Below are 16,596 nucleotides of genomic sequence, written 5' to 3' on the forward strand. Positions count from 1 at the left end.
TGATCGACAGTGCGGTCCACGCTGACAGACATAGCCCGGGAAGCCGGTGTCTCCCCGGCCACGGTCGACCGTGTGCTCAACAACCGTGCCGGCGTTCGGGCGCGCACCCGCGAAGTCGTGCTCGAGACGGCACAGCGGCTTGGCTACATCGCGGAAAATTCGAACAGCCCGGTGCCGCGCAGCGCCTTCTCCGGCGACGTCATCCGGCTCGACTTCGCGCTTCCGGCCGGCACAAACTCCTTCATCAAGATGCTGCATCGCCACATCGAGGCGCAGGCGCAGGCGCGGCCCGATCTCGACGTCCATGTCTCCACCATTGAAGGGTTCAATCCGGACCGGCTCGCCCGCCTGCTGCAGGATTTGCGCGGCCAGACGCAAGGTGTCGGCGTCATCGCGCTCGACCACCCGACGGTGCGCGAGGCGATCCGCTCGCTGTCGGCCAACGACATCAAGGTCGTCACCATCGCCTCCGACATCCAGCATGTGCCGAGGGTCGCCTATATCGGCATCGACAACCGCGCCGCCGGGCGACTGGCCGGCTATCTGCTCAACCGCTTCATGGGATCAGGGCGTCCGGGCAAGGTGGCGTTGTTCGCCGGCTCGCTCTCCTATCGCGGCCATGAGGAACGGGAGATGGGTTTCCGCCACATACTGACGGAGGAATCGCCGAACCTGCAGATCGTCGAAATGCGCGAAATGCTCGACGACCGCGAGAAAGCCTATTCGGAGGCGTCCGCCCTTTTGGAGCGCCATCCGGATCTGGCCGCGATCTACAATGTCGGCGCCGGCAACACCGGCATTGCCCGCGCGCTGAAGGAGCGCGGCCGCGAACATTCGACCGTGTTTCTCGGCCATGAAGTAACGGACGGAACCAAGGACCTGCTGCTCGACGGCACGCTCGACGCGGTCATCGACCAGAACCCGCGCGTCGAGGCCCGCGAGGCGCTCAACACGCTGACCCATGCAGTGAAAGGCCTGCCCTACGAACTGCACCAGCCCCGGCTGCAGGTGATCTTCAGGGAAAACATCCCGGAGATTTGAGCAGTAGAAGGCTTGGCCGGATCCTATCCGGCGATCAGCACCGTGCTCTCCGGCGACCAGCGAAGCACCACGTCCTGCCCTTCGGCCAGCCGCTCGATGCCGGTGTTCTGGACGATGACCTTCAGCGTCTGGCCGGCCCGCTCGACGAAATAGGTGCTGTTATTGCCGGCAAAGATACGCTTGGACACCTGCCCCTTGAGCATGTTGGCGTTGACCGCATCCGGCGCCCCCGCATCGGTGGCGATGCGGATGCGTTCGGGCCGCACCGCGCAGCTCGCCTTGGCCCCGGCGGCGAGCTTTGCACCTGCCCCGGCGGCGATCGCCGTGCCGTCGGCCAAGCGGATGCCATTGCCGGTGGTGTCGCCGCGAAAAATGTTGGCGTCGCCGAGGAAGGTGGCGGCGAATTCGCTCTTCGGCCGGTCGTAGATTTCCTCCGGCGGCCCTTCCTGCACCAGCCTGCCGTCGCGCAATATGCCGATGCGATCGCTCATCGTCAGCGCCTCTTCCTGGTCGTGGGTGACGAAGATGGTGGTGATGCCGATCTCGCGCTGGATGCGCTTCAGCTCGATCTGCATGTCGACGCGCAACGCCTTGTCGAGCGCGCCGAGCGGCTCGTCGAGCAACAGCACGCGCGGTTTGGTGACGATGGCGCGGGCCAATGCGACGCGCTGGCGCTGGCCGCCGGAGAGCTGGTGCGGCCGGCGGCCGCCAAGCTTGCCGAGTTGCACCAGATCGAGCGCGCGCTGCACTTCACTGGCAATGGTCGCCTTGGCCTCGCCTCGCACCGACAGGCCGAAGGCGACATTGTCGGCGACGCTCATATTGGGGAACAGCGCATAGTTCTGGAACACCATGCCGATCTGCCGCTTTTCGACCGGCACGCGTTCCACACTTTCACCGCCGATGGCGATGCGGCCGCTATCAGGGAAATCGAACCCGGCGATCTGTCTGAGCAGCGTGGTCTTGCCGCTGCCCGAGGGACCAAGCAGCGCATAAAAACCGCCATCGGCGAAATCGATGGACACATCGTCCAGCGCCTTGTGCGCCCCGAAGCTGCGCGACACATTCGATACCTGGACGCCAGCCATTATTTCTCTCCGCCGAATTTGAAGAAGCGCGCCGTGAGCAGCATCAGCGCCATCGACACGACAATGATAATGGTCGAGACCGCATTGATCTCGGGCGTGAAACCCTTGCGGATCGCGGCATAGATTTCGACCGGCAGCGTCGTCTGCCCCGGCGTCGCCAGGAAGTAGGAGACGACGAACTGGTCGAACGACACGGCAAACGCGAACAAGCCGCCGGCGATGACGCCGGGCATGATCCATGGCAGCGTCACGCGGGCTGTGACCTGCCACTGATTGGCGCCGAGCGACCGCGCCGCCTCTTCCAGTTCCGGCGCAAAAGTCTGCAGCCGGGGCGATACGACGACGATGACATAGGGCAACGCCAGCGCCACATGGCCGAGCAGGATGGCGAACAGGCCGCGCCCGATGCCGACGCCGAAGAAAAAGATCAGCATCGCCGTGCCGGTGATCAGCCACGGAATGGCGATCGGCGGAAACAGCAGCGCCTGCAGGAATTTCTTGCCGCGGAAGTCGTAGCGGTAGAGCGCCAGCGATGCTGCCGAGCCAAGCACCACGCAGATGATGGTGGTGATCACGGCGATCTCCAGGCTGTTCCAGGTGGCAGCGATGAGCTGGTCGTTCTGCCATAGCGAAGCGTACCATTCCGTCGTCCATTCGAACGGCAGCTGATAGAACGGCGAGACGTTGAGCGACATCAGCGCCATGATGATGATCGGCAGATAGAGGAAGGTGAGCAGCAGGCCGATATAGAAGCGGCCGAGCCCTTCGAGGACGCGGGTCGTCATCATCACGCGGCCCTCTTGAGCACCGGCGAGGCAACCGCCAGGATCACCAGCACGACCGCCAGCAGGATGAAGGACAAAGCCGCCCCCAGCGGCCAGTTGAAGACTGCGACGAACTGGTCCTCGATGATCGTTCCGTAGAACGTGCCGGTGCGCCCGCCAAGAATGCGCGGCTCCATGAAAGAGCCGACAACCGGCACGAAGATCAGCGCGGCACCCGCCACCAGTCCGGGCATCGACAGCGGGATGATCACCCGCTTCAGCACCTGCAACCGCGAGGCGCCGAGCGAGCGGCCGGCCTCGATCAGCGAGTCGTCAATTGCTTGCAGCGTTAAATAGCAGGTCAGCACCATGTAGGGCACGTAGGAGTGCACCAGACCGATGATGACGGCCGGGTAGGAATACATCAGATCGATGTTGATCTTGAACGGCAGCACCGCATTGAGCGCCGTGTCGAGAATGCCGCCCTCGCGCAAAACCATCGCCCATGAGAAAATGCGCACCAGCCCGTTCGACCAGAACGGCAGGATCACGAGCAGGAAGATCGCCTCGCGGCTGCGGCCCTTCAGCACCTTGGCCAGCACATAGGCCGCAGGATAGCCGATGATGACGCACCACAGCGTCACTTCGAGGCCGAGCCTGAGCGAGGCGAGCAGCAGCGTCAGGTAAAGGCTTTGCGAGAAGAAGGCGGCATAGTTGCCGAGCGTAAAAGCCCATGGCTTTCCCGACAGCGGCAGGTCGGTCATGAAGGAGAAGAACACCATGGCCGAAAGCGGCAGGAAGATCGCCGCCGTCAGCCAGAGATAGGCCGGCGCCAGCAGCGGCAGCGCCGAGCTCAGCCCGCTGCGCGACGTACCCTGCGCTGCCATGGTAACCCTCCTCCCAGGATTGAAAGACCAGCCGGCGCGAACCGCCGGCTGGCCGGGACGTAAGCTTTACTTCACGTCGACCTTGAGCTGTTGCCACAGTGCCAGATAGGCTTCGCGCTGTTTGTCGGTGATCGGCGCCTGGAACTGGATGCGTTTGGCAACCTCGGGATCGCCCATCACCTTGCGGTTGAAGGCATCCTCCGGCAGCGCTTCCACCGCCTTGGTGTTGGCGGAGACGGGAGCGCCGACCTTGGTGACCCATTCGACATAGAATTTCGGGTCGATCATGTAGTTGATGAAGGCTTCGGCGCCCTCGACATTCTTCGAACCGGCCGGAATGGAGAAAGCATCGAGCCAGGCGACGGCGCCCTCCTGCGGGATGACCAGCGAGACCGGCAGCTTGAAGTGGGTCTTGGCGCGGTCGGCCGAACCGCTCCAGTAGGTGCCGATGTCGATTTGGTTGGAGGCGACCATCTGGTTCCAGTCGTTCTCCGAGCTCCAGAAGGTCTTGATCTGCGGCATCAGCGAGGTCAGCTTCGCCTTGACCGCCTCCATATCCTTGATGTCGTTGATATTCTGGCCGGTGGCGATGGCCCCGAACTGGACCGCCTCGACGGCGTCGTCGCGAATGACTACACGGCCCTTATGCGCGGCATTCCACATTTCGGCGATTGATGTCGGCGGCTTGTCGAAGGACCTTTCGTTGATGGCAAGCGCTGTCAGCCCCCACACCCACGGCACGCCATAGACCTTGCCGTCATGGTCGAGCATCGGCGAGCTCGCTTTGTCCGGGCTGATATTGGCATAGTTGGAAAGCTTCGACACATCGATCGGCTGGATCAGCTTTTCCGCCATCGCCTGGTCGTTGAAGGCGGCATTGATCATGACGACGTCGTAGAGCCCCGGGTTGGTCCGGATCTTGGTCAGCATTTCCTGTTCGGAATTGAAGAAGTCGTTGATGACCTTGTTGCCGGTCGCCTTCTCGAAGGCTTCGACGGCCCACGGCTCGTCGGCGCCGTAGCCCTTCCAGTTGAGCACGTGCACTTCGCCGGCGCTGGCCGCCAGCACCGAGGCGATGACGGAGGTTGCAGTCAGGAAAGCGGTCAGTCTGGGCATACGCATGTTCGTTCCTCTCATTGTTTGCCCGGTTGATGGGCTTGTTAAGTTGCAGTTGCTTCCTTCCGGCCATGCACGGTTGTCGCTTCGCCGCGCTGGCTCAGGAATTCCTGGATTTCTGTGTCGATCGGCGCCGACGACCCGCCATGGCGGGTGACCGAAAGCGCGGCAGCCGCATTGGCATAACGTGCCGCGTCACAAGGGCTCAGGCCGCGCGAAAGGCCGCTGACGAAGGCGCCGATATGCGTGTCGCCGGCGCCATTCGTGTCGACAGCCTCCACCTCGAAACCGGGAACCGTTCGCGTGCCGCCGTCGGCCATGCGGACAAGGCAGCCATGCGCGCCGGCACGGATGACGACGCCCTCAGCCCTGGGGCAATGCTCGGCAAGCAATCGGATCGCGACAGCCTGGGCATCGCCCGCGCCGGCGATTTCCGCGGCCTCATTGGTGTTGCAGCTCAGCCAGGTCGTGCGAGCGAGAACCCTGTCCAGGATCCGGCGCGGAATGTCTGCGATCACCGGCGTCGGGTCGAAGACGAAAGGAATGTCGGCCGGCAGCGTCTCGATCCAGTCGGCGAGCACATCGCGGCTGCCCGGGTAGCTCAGCGTATAACCCGAGGTGAAAACCCAGTCTCTTGCCATGACTTGGACCGGCTTCATCATGTCCGACGTGAGCCGGCTCTCGGCCCCCGGCCAGGAGACGAAGGTCCGTTCGGCGTCGCCACTGATCATCGCGACGCAATTGCCGCTGTCCATGATCGGCGACGGCGGCGTCAGCGTCTCGATGCCTTCGGCCGCGAATGCGGCGCGCAGGAAGTCCCCGTCCGGCCCGGTGCCCAGCTGGCCGCCGAACACCACCTTCATGCCGGTGCGGCTTGCCGCGACCATCATGTTGAAGCCGCCGCCTGCGACCCGCGCATAGCTCGTTGCGGTCTTTTCCGTACCGGCCGCCGGTAAGGCGTCGATCGCGTAGACATAATCGACCACAGCGCTGCCGACATGGACGAGCCGCCTGCTCATGCGGCGCCCTCCTTGCCTGGTCCGGCCTTCCTGGTTCGCGCGGCGACCAGGTCGCCGGCCAGCGCGCGAACCTGCACGATGTCGATGCCATGCAGTTCGGCGATGCGGTCCTGCGGCAGCTTCGACAGTCCGGCGCAGGCGCCGGCCATGCCCGCTGCAATCGACCCGATCGTGTCGGTGTCGCCGCCGAGGTTGGCCGCAATGACGGCTGCCCGCCATGCATCGCCTTGCGCGACCTCCAGCACCGCGAATGCCGCCGGCACCGATTCCTGGCTGGCGACGCCGGTGCCGACCAGGTCGGCGATCAGCTTGATTGCTTCTTTCTCCGGCTTGCCCCGAACGAGCTCCTGCGCCCAGATAATGCGCGCCGCGATGTCGCCGCCGGTGACCCAATGGCCGAGAGTGGCGCCAAGTCGTGCGGCGGCAACGGCATGGCCGGATGCGGCGAGCCAGTCGCTGCCCGAGACACCGAGACTGACCGCGGCTGCAACCGCGGCAGCCGATGCGATGGCTATCGACGTATTGTGCGTGGCACGGCAGGTCTCCGCCACTTTGGCCACAAACGCATCGAGCGGCTCCAGCGGCATCATGATGCCGACAGGCGCGATGCGCATGGCCGCGCCATTGGTGTCGCCGCTGCGCCCGGCTTCTTCGGCCGGCACACCATTGTTGATGGCATCGATGGCACGCTTGGTCGATGGTCCAAGCAGATCGTAGCTGCCGCGCGCCTTGACGTCGCGCTCCCAATCCAGAAGCGCGTTGACCCAACGCGCATGGTCGAAGCGGTCGCCGGACTCGACAAGGATGCGACCAAGCAGCAGCGCCTGCTCGGTGTCGTCGGTGATGGTGCCGGCCACGAGCCCCTTGGACACCGGATGGTCGGCGAAAGGCGCGACGAAATCCTCGACATGGCCATAGAGTTCGGCAATACGGGCCGGCGACAAAAGCTGCGTCGGCATGCCGAGCGCATCGCCCAGCGCCCCACCGACAAGCGCGCCCAGCGCGCGATCAACGACCTTGTCGGCTGCATCCGGCATCGCTCAAAACCTCATATGCAGCGCAAAATGCGCCGGGTTGAGCAGGCTGGTGACATATTCGATCGGCCGGTCGTCTGCGGCGCGCGTCAGCCGTCGCCCGCGCAGGAAGGGCGTGCCTTGCGGGCAGCCGAGAATGGCCGCGTCCTCGGCGTTGAGCATCTCGATCCCGACCCATTCCTCGCCATGGTCGGGAATGAGCCCGGCGGCCCGCAGCGTCTGGTGCAACGAGCCTTCGCGCAAGCCGCGCAGCGGCACATCCTCGAGTTCAGGCGACAGCGGCAGCCGGCTGCGCTCGATGGAGATTGCATGGCCGTCGCTGGCATTGGTGCGCACCCGGTCGACGGCGATGAAGAACGGGCTTTCGATGCCAAGTAGCGCGGCAAGATCGGCATCCTCGATCACTTCCAGCCGCAGCGTCCGCGTCTCGGCATTGGCGCCGGCATTGGCCAGCGCCCGGGACCAGCCGATGCTGTCATCGACTGGCTTGCCGTCGAAGGTGACGAAGGAACCAATGCCGACCTTGGTGGTGATCAGCCCGCGGCTGGACAGTTCTTCAAGGCCTTTGCGAACCGTGTTGCGGCTGACGGAGAAGCGCTGGACGAGCTCGTTTTCGCTTTGCAGGCGGTCGCCGAAGCCAAGCACGCCGGAGCGGATTTCATGTTCGAGAACGGTGGCGATCTGCTCGGGCTTGCCCGTGCCGGGAGACAGTTGAACTGCGCGCCGCTTCATATGGGTACCTGTTCAGTGAACCTGTATAGTCCTGTTCAATATTGGAGTTTTGACGTGAGGTCAACGGGATTCGTTGGGAGTGCATGCGCTGCTCCTCACCTGCCTGCCGGCACTCTCCCCGCAAACGGGGCGAGGGGCGCTCTCATCGACGATTTCGCCACTTCACCAACATTCAGAAATAAAGCCGGCAATGCGGGGGCCAGCCTCTTTCTTCCCCGTAAACGGGGAGAAATGCCCGGCAAGGCAATGAGGGCGGTACGCGTTTAGGCGATTAGCCTGCTGCTTAAACGAAGAAGAATTCTTCGATGCGCCGTTTCGCCTTGCCCAGCTCCGGCAGGACATCCCGTTCCATCGCCTCGACGGAAAACCGCGCCGATTGGGTCGAGACGTTGATCGCCGCGACGGTCTTGCCGGCGCGATCACAGATCGGCACGGCGATCGAGCGCAGGCCGAGCTCCAGTTCCTCATCGACGATGGCAAAGCCACCCGCCCTCGCGGCGTCGATCGCCTTGCTGAGGGCTGCGCGGCTGGTGATCGTCTTCGGCGTCCGCCGCTCGATCCTTGCTTCGGCAAGGAAGGCCTTCAGTTCGTCCGGCGCGAGCCCCGCAAGCAGAACCCGCCCCATCGAGGTGCAATGCGCCGGCAGCCTGGTGCCGACATCGAGCGATACGCTGAGGATGCGCCGGCCGGGGATGCGCGCGACATAGACGACATCCTCGCCCGACAGCACCGCCGCATTGCAGGCCTCGTTGAACTGCCCTGCCACCTCTCGCAGGATCGGCGTCGCGAAGCTCCACAGCGAAGCGCCGCCAAGCCAGGTCCGCACAATGGTCAACAGGCGCGGCGAAAGCGAAAACAGCCGGCCGGATTGCGTCGCATAACCGGTAGCGGTCAGCGTCAGCAGAAATCGGCGCGCGCCAGCGCGAGTCAGCCCCGCCTCTTCCGCCATCTCGGTCAGCGTCAAGCCCGCCGGATGCCGGGCAAGGATCTCCATGACCGCAAGGCCGCGTTCCAGCGAACCGACATGGTCGCGCGTCGTTCCCTCGTCGTCCATGCGACCTCCGCGAAACAATGCGTCGCCATTGACTCATCGCGGCGACCTGATGTAAATGTATTGCATACAAAACAAATGTTCGCAATACGAACTTTTGGAGTTTCCTGCGATGGTCAAATTCCTGCCGCTCAGTGAGGCCGTGGCCGAGAATCTGCATGATGGCGACGCGGTCGCTTTCGAGGGTTTTACCCATCTGATCCCGACGGCGGCGGCGCATGAGGCGATCCGCCAGGGCTTTCGCGATCTCACGCTGATCCGCATGACCCCCGACCTGATCTACGACCAGATGATCGGCATGGGCATGGCGAAGAAGATCATCTTCTCCTATGTCGGCAATCCCGGCGTCGGCCTGCTGCGGCGCGCCCGCGACGCCATCGAGAACAGCTTTCCCCGAGCGATCGAGATCGAGGAGCACAGCCATGCCGGCATGGCCAACGCTTATGAGGCGGGCGCGGCCGGACTGCCCTGTGCGGTGTTTCGCGGCTATCGCGGCGCTGGGCTTGTCGCCGTCAATCCGAACATCAAGTCGGTCACTTGTCCGTTCACCGGCGAAGTGCTGGCGGCGGTTCCCTCGATCCGCCCGGACGTCACCTTCATCCACGCCCAGAAGGCCGACAAAAAGGGCAATGTGCTGGTCGAAGGCATTGTCGGCATCCAGAAGGAAGCGGTGCTGGCAGCAAAACGCGCCGTGGTGACGGTGGAGGAAGTGGTCGACAATTTCGACGACCTGCACCCCAATCTGACCGTGCTGCCGCGCTGGACCATCGCTGCGATATCGGTGGTGCCCGGCGGCTCGCATCCCTCCTACACGCACGGCTATTATGCGCGTGACAACGCCGCCTATCTCGAATGGGACGAGATCGCCGCCGACCGTGAAAAATTCCAGGCCTGGATGCAGGCCAATGTCATCGAACGCACGGCCGATGATTTCGCGGCCCGAGTCGAACATCTGAGGAGCGCGGCATGAGCGGCTTCACCCCCAATGAGATGATGACCATCGCCGCCAGCCGCGCCTTGAAGAACGACGATGTCTGCTTCGTCGGCATCGGCGCGCCGTCGGCCGCCTGCAACGTCGCGCGGCTGACGCATGCGCCCGACATCACGCTAATTTATGAAAGCGGCACCATCGGCACCGCGCCCGATGTTTTGCCGCTGTCGATCGGCGACGGTGAACTCTGCGACACCGCCGTCACCACCGTCTCGGTGCCCGAAATGTTCCGCTACTGGCTGCAGGGCGGCCGCATCTCCATCGGCTTCCTCGGCGCGGCGCAGCTCGACAAGTTCGGCAACATCAACACCACCGTCATCGGCGACTATGCGCATCCCAAGACCCGCCTGCCCGGCGGCGGCGGTGCGCCGGAGATCGCCACCTCGTCGAAGGAGATCTACATCACCATGGCGCAATCGAAGCGCGGCATGGTCGAAAAGATCGACTTCTTCACCTCCTTCGGTCATGGCGACGGCGGCGACCATCGCCAGCACCTCGGCATCGACACATCAGGGCCGACGCTGCTGATCACCGACCTCGCCATCTGGAAGCCCGACCCGGTGACCAAGGAATTCACCGTGGTGTCGCTGCATCCCGGCGTGACGCGCCAACAGGTGCAGGACACTTGCGGCTGGACGGTGAGATTTGCCGATGCGCTTGAAGAGACGCCGGCGCCAACAGCGCTCGAACTGACCACATTGCGCGACCTGCAGGCCCGCACCAAGGCGGCGCATGAGGGAAGCGGAAAACAAAAGGCTGCATGACATGGCCGAGGCCTTCATCTGCGACTACATCCGCACCCCGATTGGCCGCTTCGGCGGCTCGCTTTCCTCAGTGCGCGCAGACGACCTCGGCGCCATCCCGCTGAAGGCGCTGATCGAGCGCAATGCCGGCATCGACTGGCAGGCGGTCGACGATGTCGTCTATGGCTGCGCCAACCAGGCTGGCGAGGACAATCGCAATGTGGCGAGGATGTCGCTGCTGCTGGCCGGCTTGCCGAAGGAGGTTTCCGGCTCGACCGTCAATCGCCTCTGCGGTTCCGGCATGGATGCCGTCACCATCGCCGCCCGCGCCATCAAATCGGGTGAGGCCGAATTGATGATTGCCGGTGGCGTCGAATCGATGAGCCGCGCGCCATTCGTCATGCCCAAGGCCGAGACCGCCTTTTCGCGCCATGCCGAGATTTACGACACCACCATCGGCTGGCGCTTTATCAACCCGCTGATGAAGAAACAGTACGGCGTCGATTCCATGCCCGAGACCGGCGAGAACGTCGCCGAGGATTTTTCGGTGTCGCGCGCCGACCAAGATGCGTTCGCCGTGCGCAGCCAGGACAAGGCCGTCGCCGCGCAGGCCAATGGCCGGCTGGCGAAGGAGATCACTCTGGTGACGATCCCGCAGAAAAAGGGCGATGCGGTCATCGTCTCCAAAGATGAGCATCCTCGCGCCGGAACCACGGTCGACTCCTTGGCCAAATTGCCGACGCCGTTCCGCCAAGGCGGGACGGTCACCGCCGGCAATGCGTCCGGCGTCAACGATGGCGCCGCGGCGCTGATCATCGTCTCTGAAGCAGCAATAAAGAAATACGGCCTGACGCCGATCGCCCGGATCCTCGGCGGCGCCGCCGCCGGCGTGGCGCCGCGCATCATGGGCATCGGCCCGGCGCCGGCGACGAAAAAGCTCTGTGCCCGTCTCGGCCTGACGCCGCAACAATTCGATGTCATCGAACTCAACGAAGCTTTCGCCTCGCAAGGTATCGCCGTGCTGCGCCAACTCGGCATCGGCGAGGACGCGGACTACGTCAATCCCAATGGCGGCGCCATCGCACTTGGCCACCCGCTCGGCATGTCGGGCGCGCGCATCACCGGTACCGCGGCGCTGGAGCTGCGCGAGCGCGGCGGCCGTTATGCGCTGGCCACCATGTGCATCGGCGTCGGCCAAGGCATCGCAGTGGCGCTCGAGCGCGTTTGAGATCGCACCGCCCTCAATACGGTAAACCGACATAGTTCTCGGCCAGCGCGGTCGACGCCGCCTGCGAATGCACGAGATAGTCGAGTTCGGCCTCCTGGATGCGCTGGCCGAACTCACCGGTATCGGGAAAGCGATGCAGCATCGTCGTCATCCACCAGGAAAAGCGTACCGCCTTCCACACTCGCGCCAGCGCCTTGGCCGAATAGGCGTCGAGCCCACCCAGTGATTTGTCCAGGTAGAATTCGCGAAGTCCGGCAAAGAGATAGCGCACGTCGCTGGCAGCGAGGTTGAGCCCCTTGGCGCCGGTCGGCGGCACGATGTGGGCGGCGTCCCCGACCAGGAACAGCCGGCCAAAGCGTAGCGGCTCGGCAACGAAGGAGCGCAGCGGCGCGATCGACTTTTCGAAGGACGGGCCCGTAACGACGGCGGCAGCCGTCTGCCCCGGCAGGCGGCGGCGCAACTCATCCCAGAAGCGGTCGTCGCTCCACGCCTCGACCCGCTCGTCGGCCGGAACCTGCACATAGTAGCGGCTGCGATGGGTCGAGCGCATCGAGCACAGCGCAAAGCCGCGCTCGTGATTGGCGTAGACCAGTTCGTGATCGGCCGGCGGCACTTCGGCCAGCACGCCGAGCCAGCCGAACGGATAGGTCCGCTCAAAGGTTTTCAACACGCGCTCGGGCGCCGATTTGCGGCTGACGCCGTGATAGCCATCACAGCCGGCGATGAAATCGCAGTCGATGCGGAGGCTGACGCCATCCTTGTCATAGGTGACGAAGGGCGCTTCGCCGTCGAAACCATGCAGCGCGACATTGGCCGCCTCGTAGACCGTGGTGAGCCCCGCCGCCTCGCGCTTGTCCATCAGGTCGTGCGTCACTTCTGTCTGGCCATAGACGGTGACGTGCTTGCCACCAGTCAGCGCCGACAGGTCGAGTCGGTGCAGGCTGCCGCCGAAGGCAATCGAGATGCCGGCATGCGGCAGGCCTTCGGCATGCAGCCTTGCAGCCGCGCCCGCCTCCTCCAGCAATTCGACCGTGCCCTGTTCGAGCACCCCTGCCCGCACACGGCCAAGCACGTGCTCCCGGCTCGAACGCTCGAGGATCACCGTCTCGACGCCGATGCCGCTGAGCAGTTGGCCGAGCAGCAGGCCAGACGGACCGGAGCCGACAATGACGATTTTCGTGCGCATCAGTGCCCCAGGCTTTCGATCTCTCCGGCGAGCTCCGCGGCGAGCCGTAGTGCAGCCGCGGTTGCAACCGCCATTTGCGGCAGAAGCAGCCACTCCAGCGTCCACGCCGCGCCCGAGCGCTCCTGCTCGTGCACCAGCGCCTGGTGCACGCCGGAAAGCTGCGTGGCGTTGAAGCGCGCCAGCGCCACCAGCGCTTCGGCCTTCACCGGGTTCTGCTTGTGCGGCATGGCCGACGAGCCGCCGCCGACGGACAGTGTGATCTCAGTGCCGGCCTGCGCCATCAGCGCGATGTCCTGGCCGAACTTGCCGAGGCCGCCGGTGATGAGCGACAGCAAGCTGGCGAATTCGGCCAGCGCATCGCGCTGGCTGTGCCATTGCGGTGCGTCGCCAAGGCCGAGTTTTGCGGCAAGGGCAGCGCGCACCGCAGGGCCCTTGTCGCCGAGCTTTTCCAGCGTGCCGGCGGCGCCGCCAAATTGCACTACGAGCAAACGGGGCGACTGTTGCGACAATCTCTGCTGATGCCGCTGTAGCGGTGCTCGCCACGCTGCGACACGGTCCGACACTTTTATTGGGATCGCCACCTGCATCCGTGTCATCCCGGCCAATGTCCTGCCCCCGAAACGCTCTTCCAACGCCGTCAGCCGCACGATGTTTTCAATCAGCAAGAGATCGAGATGGTCGATCACGCGGCGCAGCCGAAGCGCCAGGCCAGTGTCGATGACATCCTGGCTGGTTGCACCGAAATGCACGCTTGCATCGTGCGGCGCGCCGACCGCTGCCTTCAACTGGCGCACCAGTTCCGGCACGATCACGCCGTCCTTGGCCACCCCAGCCCGTAGCCGCGCCGTATCCGGCTTGTAGGACAACAGGACAGACACGATCGCGGCCGCGGCGTCCTTGCCGATGATCCCGCTTTCGGCTTGCGCTTCCGCCAGCGCGCGCTCGAAATCGAGCATGGCGGCGATTTCCGCGTCGGCGGAAAAATACCGCGCCGCCTCCTCGTCGCCGAGCAGGCCGGACAGCAGCGGATGGTCGAAGGGCGATACGGTCATGTCTCTGGTCTCGCAGAGCAATTCCAGGAAAAGTGTGAAGCGGTTTTCCGTCCGGAATTGCGTCAAGAAAAAATAGCTAGAGCGGTTGGGCGKTTGCGGGAAACGACGAAACGCGCTAGCAGGCGAATAAGACCGATTACGTTTGCCTTGCCGCTCGGCGATCAGCGTCGGCACGCGCACCCTGTGCTCGATGCGGGCGAGAATCGGGTCTTCGGCATTGGCCTTCTCCTCGTCGGAGAAATAGAGCCGTGTGTGGAGGCCGATATTGATGCCCCGCGCCACGACCCACAGGCTGATATGCGGCGCCATCAGCCGCCCGTCGCCATACGGCACGCGTCCCGGCTTGATCGTCTCGAAGCTGCACAGGCCGGTTTCCATGTCGGTCGGCTGACGGCCCCAGCCCTGAAAATCCGGATCGGCATCGCCACGTAATTCGGCTGACGAATTGTAAAGCCCATTCGCATCCGCCTGCCAGATTTCGATCAGCGCATCCCGGAGCGGCGTGCTGGTGCCGTCGAGCACGCGGATTCGCAAACCAATGCGCTCGCCCTTGGTCTTGTTGTTGAGCATGGTCGCGCCAAGGTCCGTGGCATAGACGCCGCCAATGCCGCCGAAATTCGGCGTCAGCCCGATATGCACATAAGGCCCCGCCGTCTGCGACGGGCTCTCCTTCAGCCGGGTGAGAGCCTGCGCCATCAATTGCCCTCCGCCCGGTTTTCGAACAGCGAGGCGCGGCGTCCGCGCAGCACGATGTCGAACTTGTAGGCGCGCGCGTCGAAGGGGATCGTTGCCTGCATATCGAGGGCGGCGATCAACGTTTCGATGGCGGCTTTGTCGCGGATGCCGCCGACGATCGGGCAGCGCCATATCAGCGGGTCGCCCTCGAAATACATCTGCGTGATCAGACGTTGCGCAAAGCCGTGGCGGAACACCGAGAAATGGATGTGCGACGGCCGCCAGTCATTGGGGCCGTTCGGCCAGGGATAGGGACCGGGCTTGACGGTGCGAAAGGCATAGCTGCCATCGGCGTCGGTGATGGTGCGGCCGCAGCCGCCGAAATTCGGATCGAGCGGCGCCAGATACCCGTCCTTCTTGTGGCGGTAGCGGCCGCCGGCATTGGCCTGCCAGAATTCGAGCAGCGCGCCCGAGACGCCAACGCCGCGCTCGTCGAGCACGCGCCCATAGACGATGATGCGCTCGCCGATGGCGCTCTCGCCGGGCCTGGCGAAATTGTGGATGAGGTCGGCATCGAGTTCGCCCAGAATGGCGTGGCCGAACACCGGACCGGTGATTTCCGACGCCGTGTTGTCGAAGGCCAGCAGCGCCTTCTGAGGCGAGCGCAGCACCGACGTCTTGTAGTCCGGCGTCAGCGCCGGCGGATGCCAGTTGCGGTCGCGCTGGAAGAAGGCGCCGGTCTCGGGCCTGTTCGAGCCGGCATCAGCTGGCATGGCCATTCCTGCTTCCGTCCATTTCCGAAAACACCTCCTTGGCGATCCTGAAGGCGCGGTTGGCCGCCGGCACGCCGGCGTAGATCGCCACATGCAAGAACGCTTCGCAGATGTCGTCACGCGAGGCGCCAGTGTTGGCGGTGGCGCGCACATGCATGGCGACCTCTTCATCATGGCCGAGTGCGGCGAGCAGGGCCAGCGTCACGATCGAGCGCTCGCGCTTGCTGAAACCCGGCCGCGCCCACACCGTCCCCCAGGCTGCCTCGGTGATCAGCTCCTGGAACGGCCGGTCGAAATCGGTGACGGCATCCTCGCTGCGGTCGACATGCGGGTCGCCGAGCACCGAGCGCCGCACCGTCAGCCCGGCCCGGTATCTGGTCGTGGTCTTGGACACTTCATCCATGGGTCTGCTTTCTCTGAGGAAGCGACGCGAGAAATTCTCGGATCAGGGCGGTCAGCGCACCGGGCTGCTCGACGCAAGGAATGTGGCCGGCATCCCGGATGATCTCGAAGCGCGCGCCGGGAATGAGTTCGGCCAGCCAGCGAACCAGGTCCGGCGGCGTCGAGCCGTCCTGGTCACCGACGACGCAAAGCGTAGGCACCGCGATAGCCTGAGCGACCTCGGTGAAATCGGCGTCGCGCACTGCGGCGCAGGTGCCGATATAACCGGCGACGGCTTGCCGGGTCATCATGTTCCAGTAGCCGTCAAGCTCGGCGACGCGGTCGGTGTGGAAGGCCGGGGTGAACCACAATTTAAGCACGGCGTCGGCGATGGCCTGGATGCCTTTGCTTTCGACGGTTGCTATGCGGGTGTTCCAGCTGTCGGCGGTGCCGATCTTGTGCGCCGTATCACACAGGATGAGACCTTCGACGATGTCGGGGCGCCTTGCATAGAACCCTTGCGCGACCAGGCCGCCGACCGACAGGCCGCAAAGCACGACATTGGTCAGCCCGAAATGATCGATGAGGCCGGAGAGATCATCGACATGATCGTCAATCGAGGTGATGCCGCCAATGTCGGAAAGACCGTGGCCGCGCTTGTCGTAAACCAGCAAGGGCATGTCAGCGTTCAAGTCAGACACCACTTCGTCCCAGATGCGGAAGTCGGTACCGAGCGAATTGATAAACACGACTGGCCGCGCGTCCCCATTCGCCTTGAAGTTGCGATGGTGGAGCGTGATGCCGCCAATGTTGACGAATGGCACGATTTCGATCC

At 64.3% G+C, this 16,596-nt stretch carries 17 protein-coding genes and 1 pseudogene; 4 read left to right on the plus strand and 14 right to left on the minus strand.

All coding sequences use genetic code 11. The features are described from left to right. The first annotated feature begins 9 nt into the window (after nucleotides 1-9). Nucleotides 10-1,041, plus strand: coding sequence for a LacI family DNA-binding transcriptional regulator (locus AC1D1L_RS19170; RefSeq protein ID WP_112560255.1), 1,032 nt, complete (start codon nucleotides 10-12; stop codon nucleotides 1,039-1,041). Between the two features lie 23 nt (nucleotides 1,042-1,064). Here AC1D1L_RS19170 and AC1D1L_RS19175 read toward each other — a convergent pair whose 3' ends face one another. The 8 genes from AC1D1L_RS19175 to AC1D1L_RS19210 form a co-directional block, all read right to left on the minus strand. Beyond that, the gene (locus AC1D1L_RS19175; RefSeq protein ID WP_477343033.1) at nucleotides 1,065-2,129 is read right to left on the minus strand and encodes an ABC transporter ATP-binding protein; all 1,065 of its coding nucleotides are present in this window, start codon (nucleotides 2,127-2,129) and stop codon (nucleotides 1,065-1,067) included. Continuing rightward, on the minus strand, nucleotides 2,129-2,917 hold the full coding sequence (locus AC1D1L_RS19180) for an ABC transporter permease (protein ID WP_477343034.1): 789 nt from the start codon (nucleotides 2,915-2,917) through the stop codon (nucleotides 2,129-2,131). The genes AC1D1L_RS19175 and AC1D1L_RS19180 overlap by 1 nt, the downstream gene beginning before the upstream one ends. Beyond that, nucleotides 2,917-3,780, minus strand: a complete 864-nt coding sequence (locus AC1D1L_RS19185) for an ABC transporter permease (protein ID WP_112560252.1) — start codon at nucleotides 3,778-3,780, stop codon at nucleotides 2,917-2,919. Before AC1D1L_RS19185 ends, AC1D1L_RS19180 begins: the two co-directional genes overlap by 1 nt. A 66-nt stretch (nucleotides 3,781-3,846) precedes the next feature. Beyond that, nucleotides 3,847-4,902 carry an ABC transporter substrate-binding protein gene (locus AC1D1L_RS19190; RefSeq protein ID WP_477343035.1) on the minus strand — a complete coding sequence of 352 codons (1,056 nt, stop codon included), beginning with the start codon at nucleotides 4,900-4,902 and terminating at the stop codon, nucleotides 3,847-3,849. A gap of 38 nt (nucleotides 4,903-4,940) precedes the next feature. Then, entirely contained in the window at nucleotides 4,941-5,915 is a 975-nt protein-coding gene (locus tag AC1D1L_RS19195; RefSeq protein WP_477343037.1) for a PfkB family carbohydrate kinase, read from the minus strand. Further along, nucleotides 5,912-6,952, minus strand: coding sequence for an ADP-ribosylglycohydrolase family protein (locus tag AC1D1L_RS19200; protein ID WP_477343038.1), 1,041 nt, complete (start codon nucleotides 6,950-6,952; stop codon nucleotides 5,912-5,914). Before AC1D1L_RS19200 ends, AC1D1L_RS19195 begins: the two co-directional genes overlap by 4 nt. A 3-nt stretch (nucleotides 6,953-6,955) precedes the next feature. After that, nucleotides 6,956-7,681, minus strand: a complete 726-nt coding sequence (locus AC1D1L_RS19205) for a GntR family transcriptional regulator (RefSeq protein ID WP_023815836.1) — start codon at nucleotides 7,679-7,681, stop codon at nucleotides 6,956-6,958. Between the two features lie 283 nt (nucleotides 7,682-7,964). Continuing rightward, nucleotides 7,965-8,735, minus strand: a complete 771-nt coding sequence (locus AC1D1L_RS19210; RefSeq protein ID WP_477343039.1) for an IclR family transcriptional regulator domain-containing protein — start codon at nucleotides 8,733-8,735, stop codon at nucleotides 7,965-7,967. 109 nt (nucleotides 8,736-8,844) lie between these two features. On the opposite strand from AC1D1L_RS19210, the gene AC1D1L_RS19215 reads away from it, so the two are divergent. The 3 genes from AC1D1L_RS19215 to pcaF are packed head-to-tail and all read left to right on the plus strand — an operon-like array spanning nucleotide 8,845 to nucleotide 11,694. Beyond that, nucleotides 8,845-9,702: a CoA transferase subunit A gene (locus AC1D1L_RS19215; protein WP_352583674.1), complete on the plus strand. Its 858-nt coding sequence runs from the start codon at nucleotides 8,845-8,847 to the stop codon at nucleotides 9,700-9,702. Further along, the gene (locus tag AC1D1L_RS19220; RefSeq protein WP_477343040.1) at nucleotides 9,699-10,487 is read left to right on the plus strand and encodes a CoA-transferase subunit beta; all 789 of its coding nucleotides are present in this window, start codon (nucleotides 9,699-9,701) and stop codon (nucleotides 10,485-10,487) included. The genes AC1D1L_RS19215 and AC1D1L_RS19220 overlap by 4 nt, the downstream gene beginning before the upstream one ends. Nucleotide 10,488: 1 nt before the next feature. Next, nucleotides 10,489-11,694: a 3-oxoadipyl-CoA thiolase gene (pcaF, locus tag AC1D1L_RS19225; RefSeq protein WP_477343120.1), complete on the plus strand. Its 1,206-nt coding sequence runs from the start codon at nucleotides 10,489-10,491 to the stop codon at nucleotides 11,692-11,694. A gap of 13 nt (nucleotides 11,695-11,707) precedes the next feature. On the opposite strand, the gene pobA is transcribed toward pcaF, so the two are convergent. From pobA to pcaD, 6 genes and pseudogenes are all read right to left on the minus strand, one after another. After that, on the minus strand, nucleotides 11,708-12,880 hold the full coding sequence (pobA, locus tag AC1D1L_RS19230) for a 4-hydroxybenzoate 3-monooxygenase (RefSeq protein WP_477343041.1): 1,173 nt from the start codon (nucleotides 12,878-12,880) through the stop codon (nucleotides 11,708-11,710). After that, nucleotides 12,880-13,932, minus strand: coding sequence for a 3-carboxy-cis,cis-muconate cycloisomerase (locus AC1D1L_RS19235; RefSeq protein WP_477343121.1), 1,053 nt, complete (start codon nucleotides 13,930-13,932; stop codon nucleotides 12,880-12,882). The genes pobA and AC1D1L_RS19235 overlap by 1 nt, the downstream gene beginning before the upstream one ends. Nucleotides 13,933-14,070: 138 nt before the next feature. Next, nucleotides 14,071-14,628 (minus strand): annotated as a pseudogene (pcaG, locus tag AC1D1L_RS19240) (protocatechuate 3,4-dioxygenase subunit alpha); the annotation flags it as partial. After that, nucleotides 14,628-15,380 carry a protocatechuate 3,4-dioxygenase subunit beta gene (gene pcaH / locus AC1D1L_RS19245; protein WP_477343123.1) on the minus strand — a complete coding sequence of 251 codons (753 nt, stop codon included), beginning with the start codon at nucleotides 15,378-15,380 and terminating at the stop codon, nucleotides 14,628-14,630. The pseudogene pcaG and the gene pcaH, both read right to left, overlap by 1 nt. Further along, a complete protein-coding gene (pcaC, locus tag AC1D1L_RS19250; protein WP_112562045.1) occupies nucleotides 15,370-15,783 on the minus strand; it encodes a 4-carboxymuconolactone decarboxylase in 414 nt (137 codons plus the stop codon). The genes pcaH and pcaC overlap by 11 nt, the downstream gene beginning before the upstream one ends. Continuing rightward, nucleotides 15,776-16,585 carry a 3-oxoadipate enol-lactonase gene (gene pcaD, locus AC1D1L_RS19255; protein WP_112562046.1) on the minus strand — a complete coding sequence of 270 codons (810 nt, stop codon included), beginning with the start codon at nucleotides 16,583-16,585 and terminating at the stop codon, nucleotides 15,776-15,778. Before pcaD ends, pcaC begins: the two co-directional genes overlap by 8 nt. Nucleotides 16,586-16,596: the final 11 nt, after the last annotated feature.

The sequence above is a fragment of the Mesorhizobium sp. P2_D6 genome (assembly GCF_056404315.1).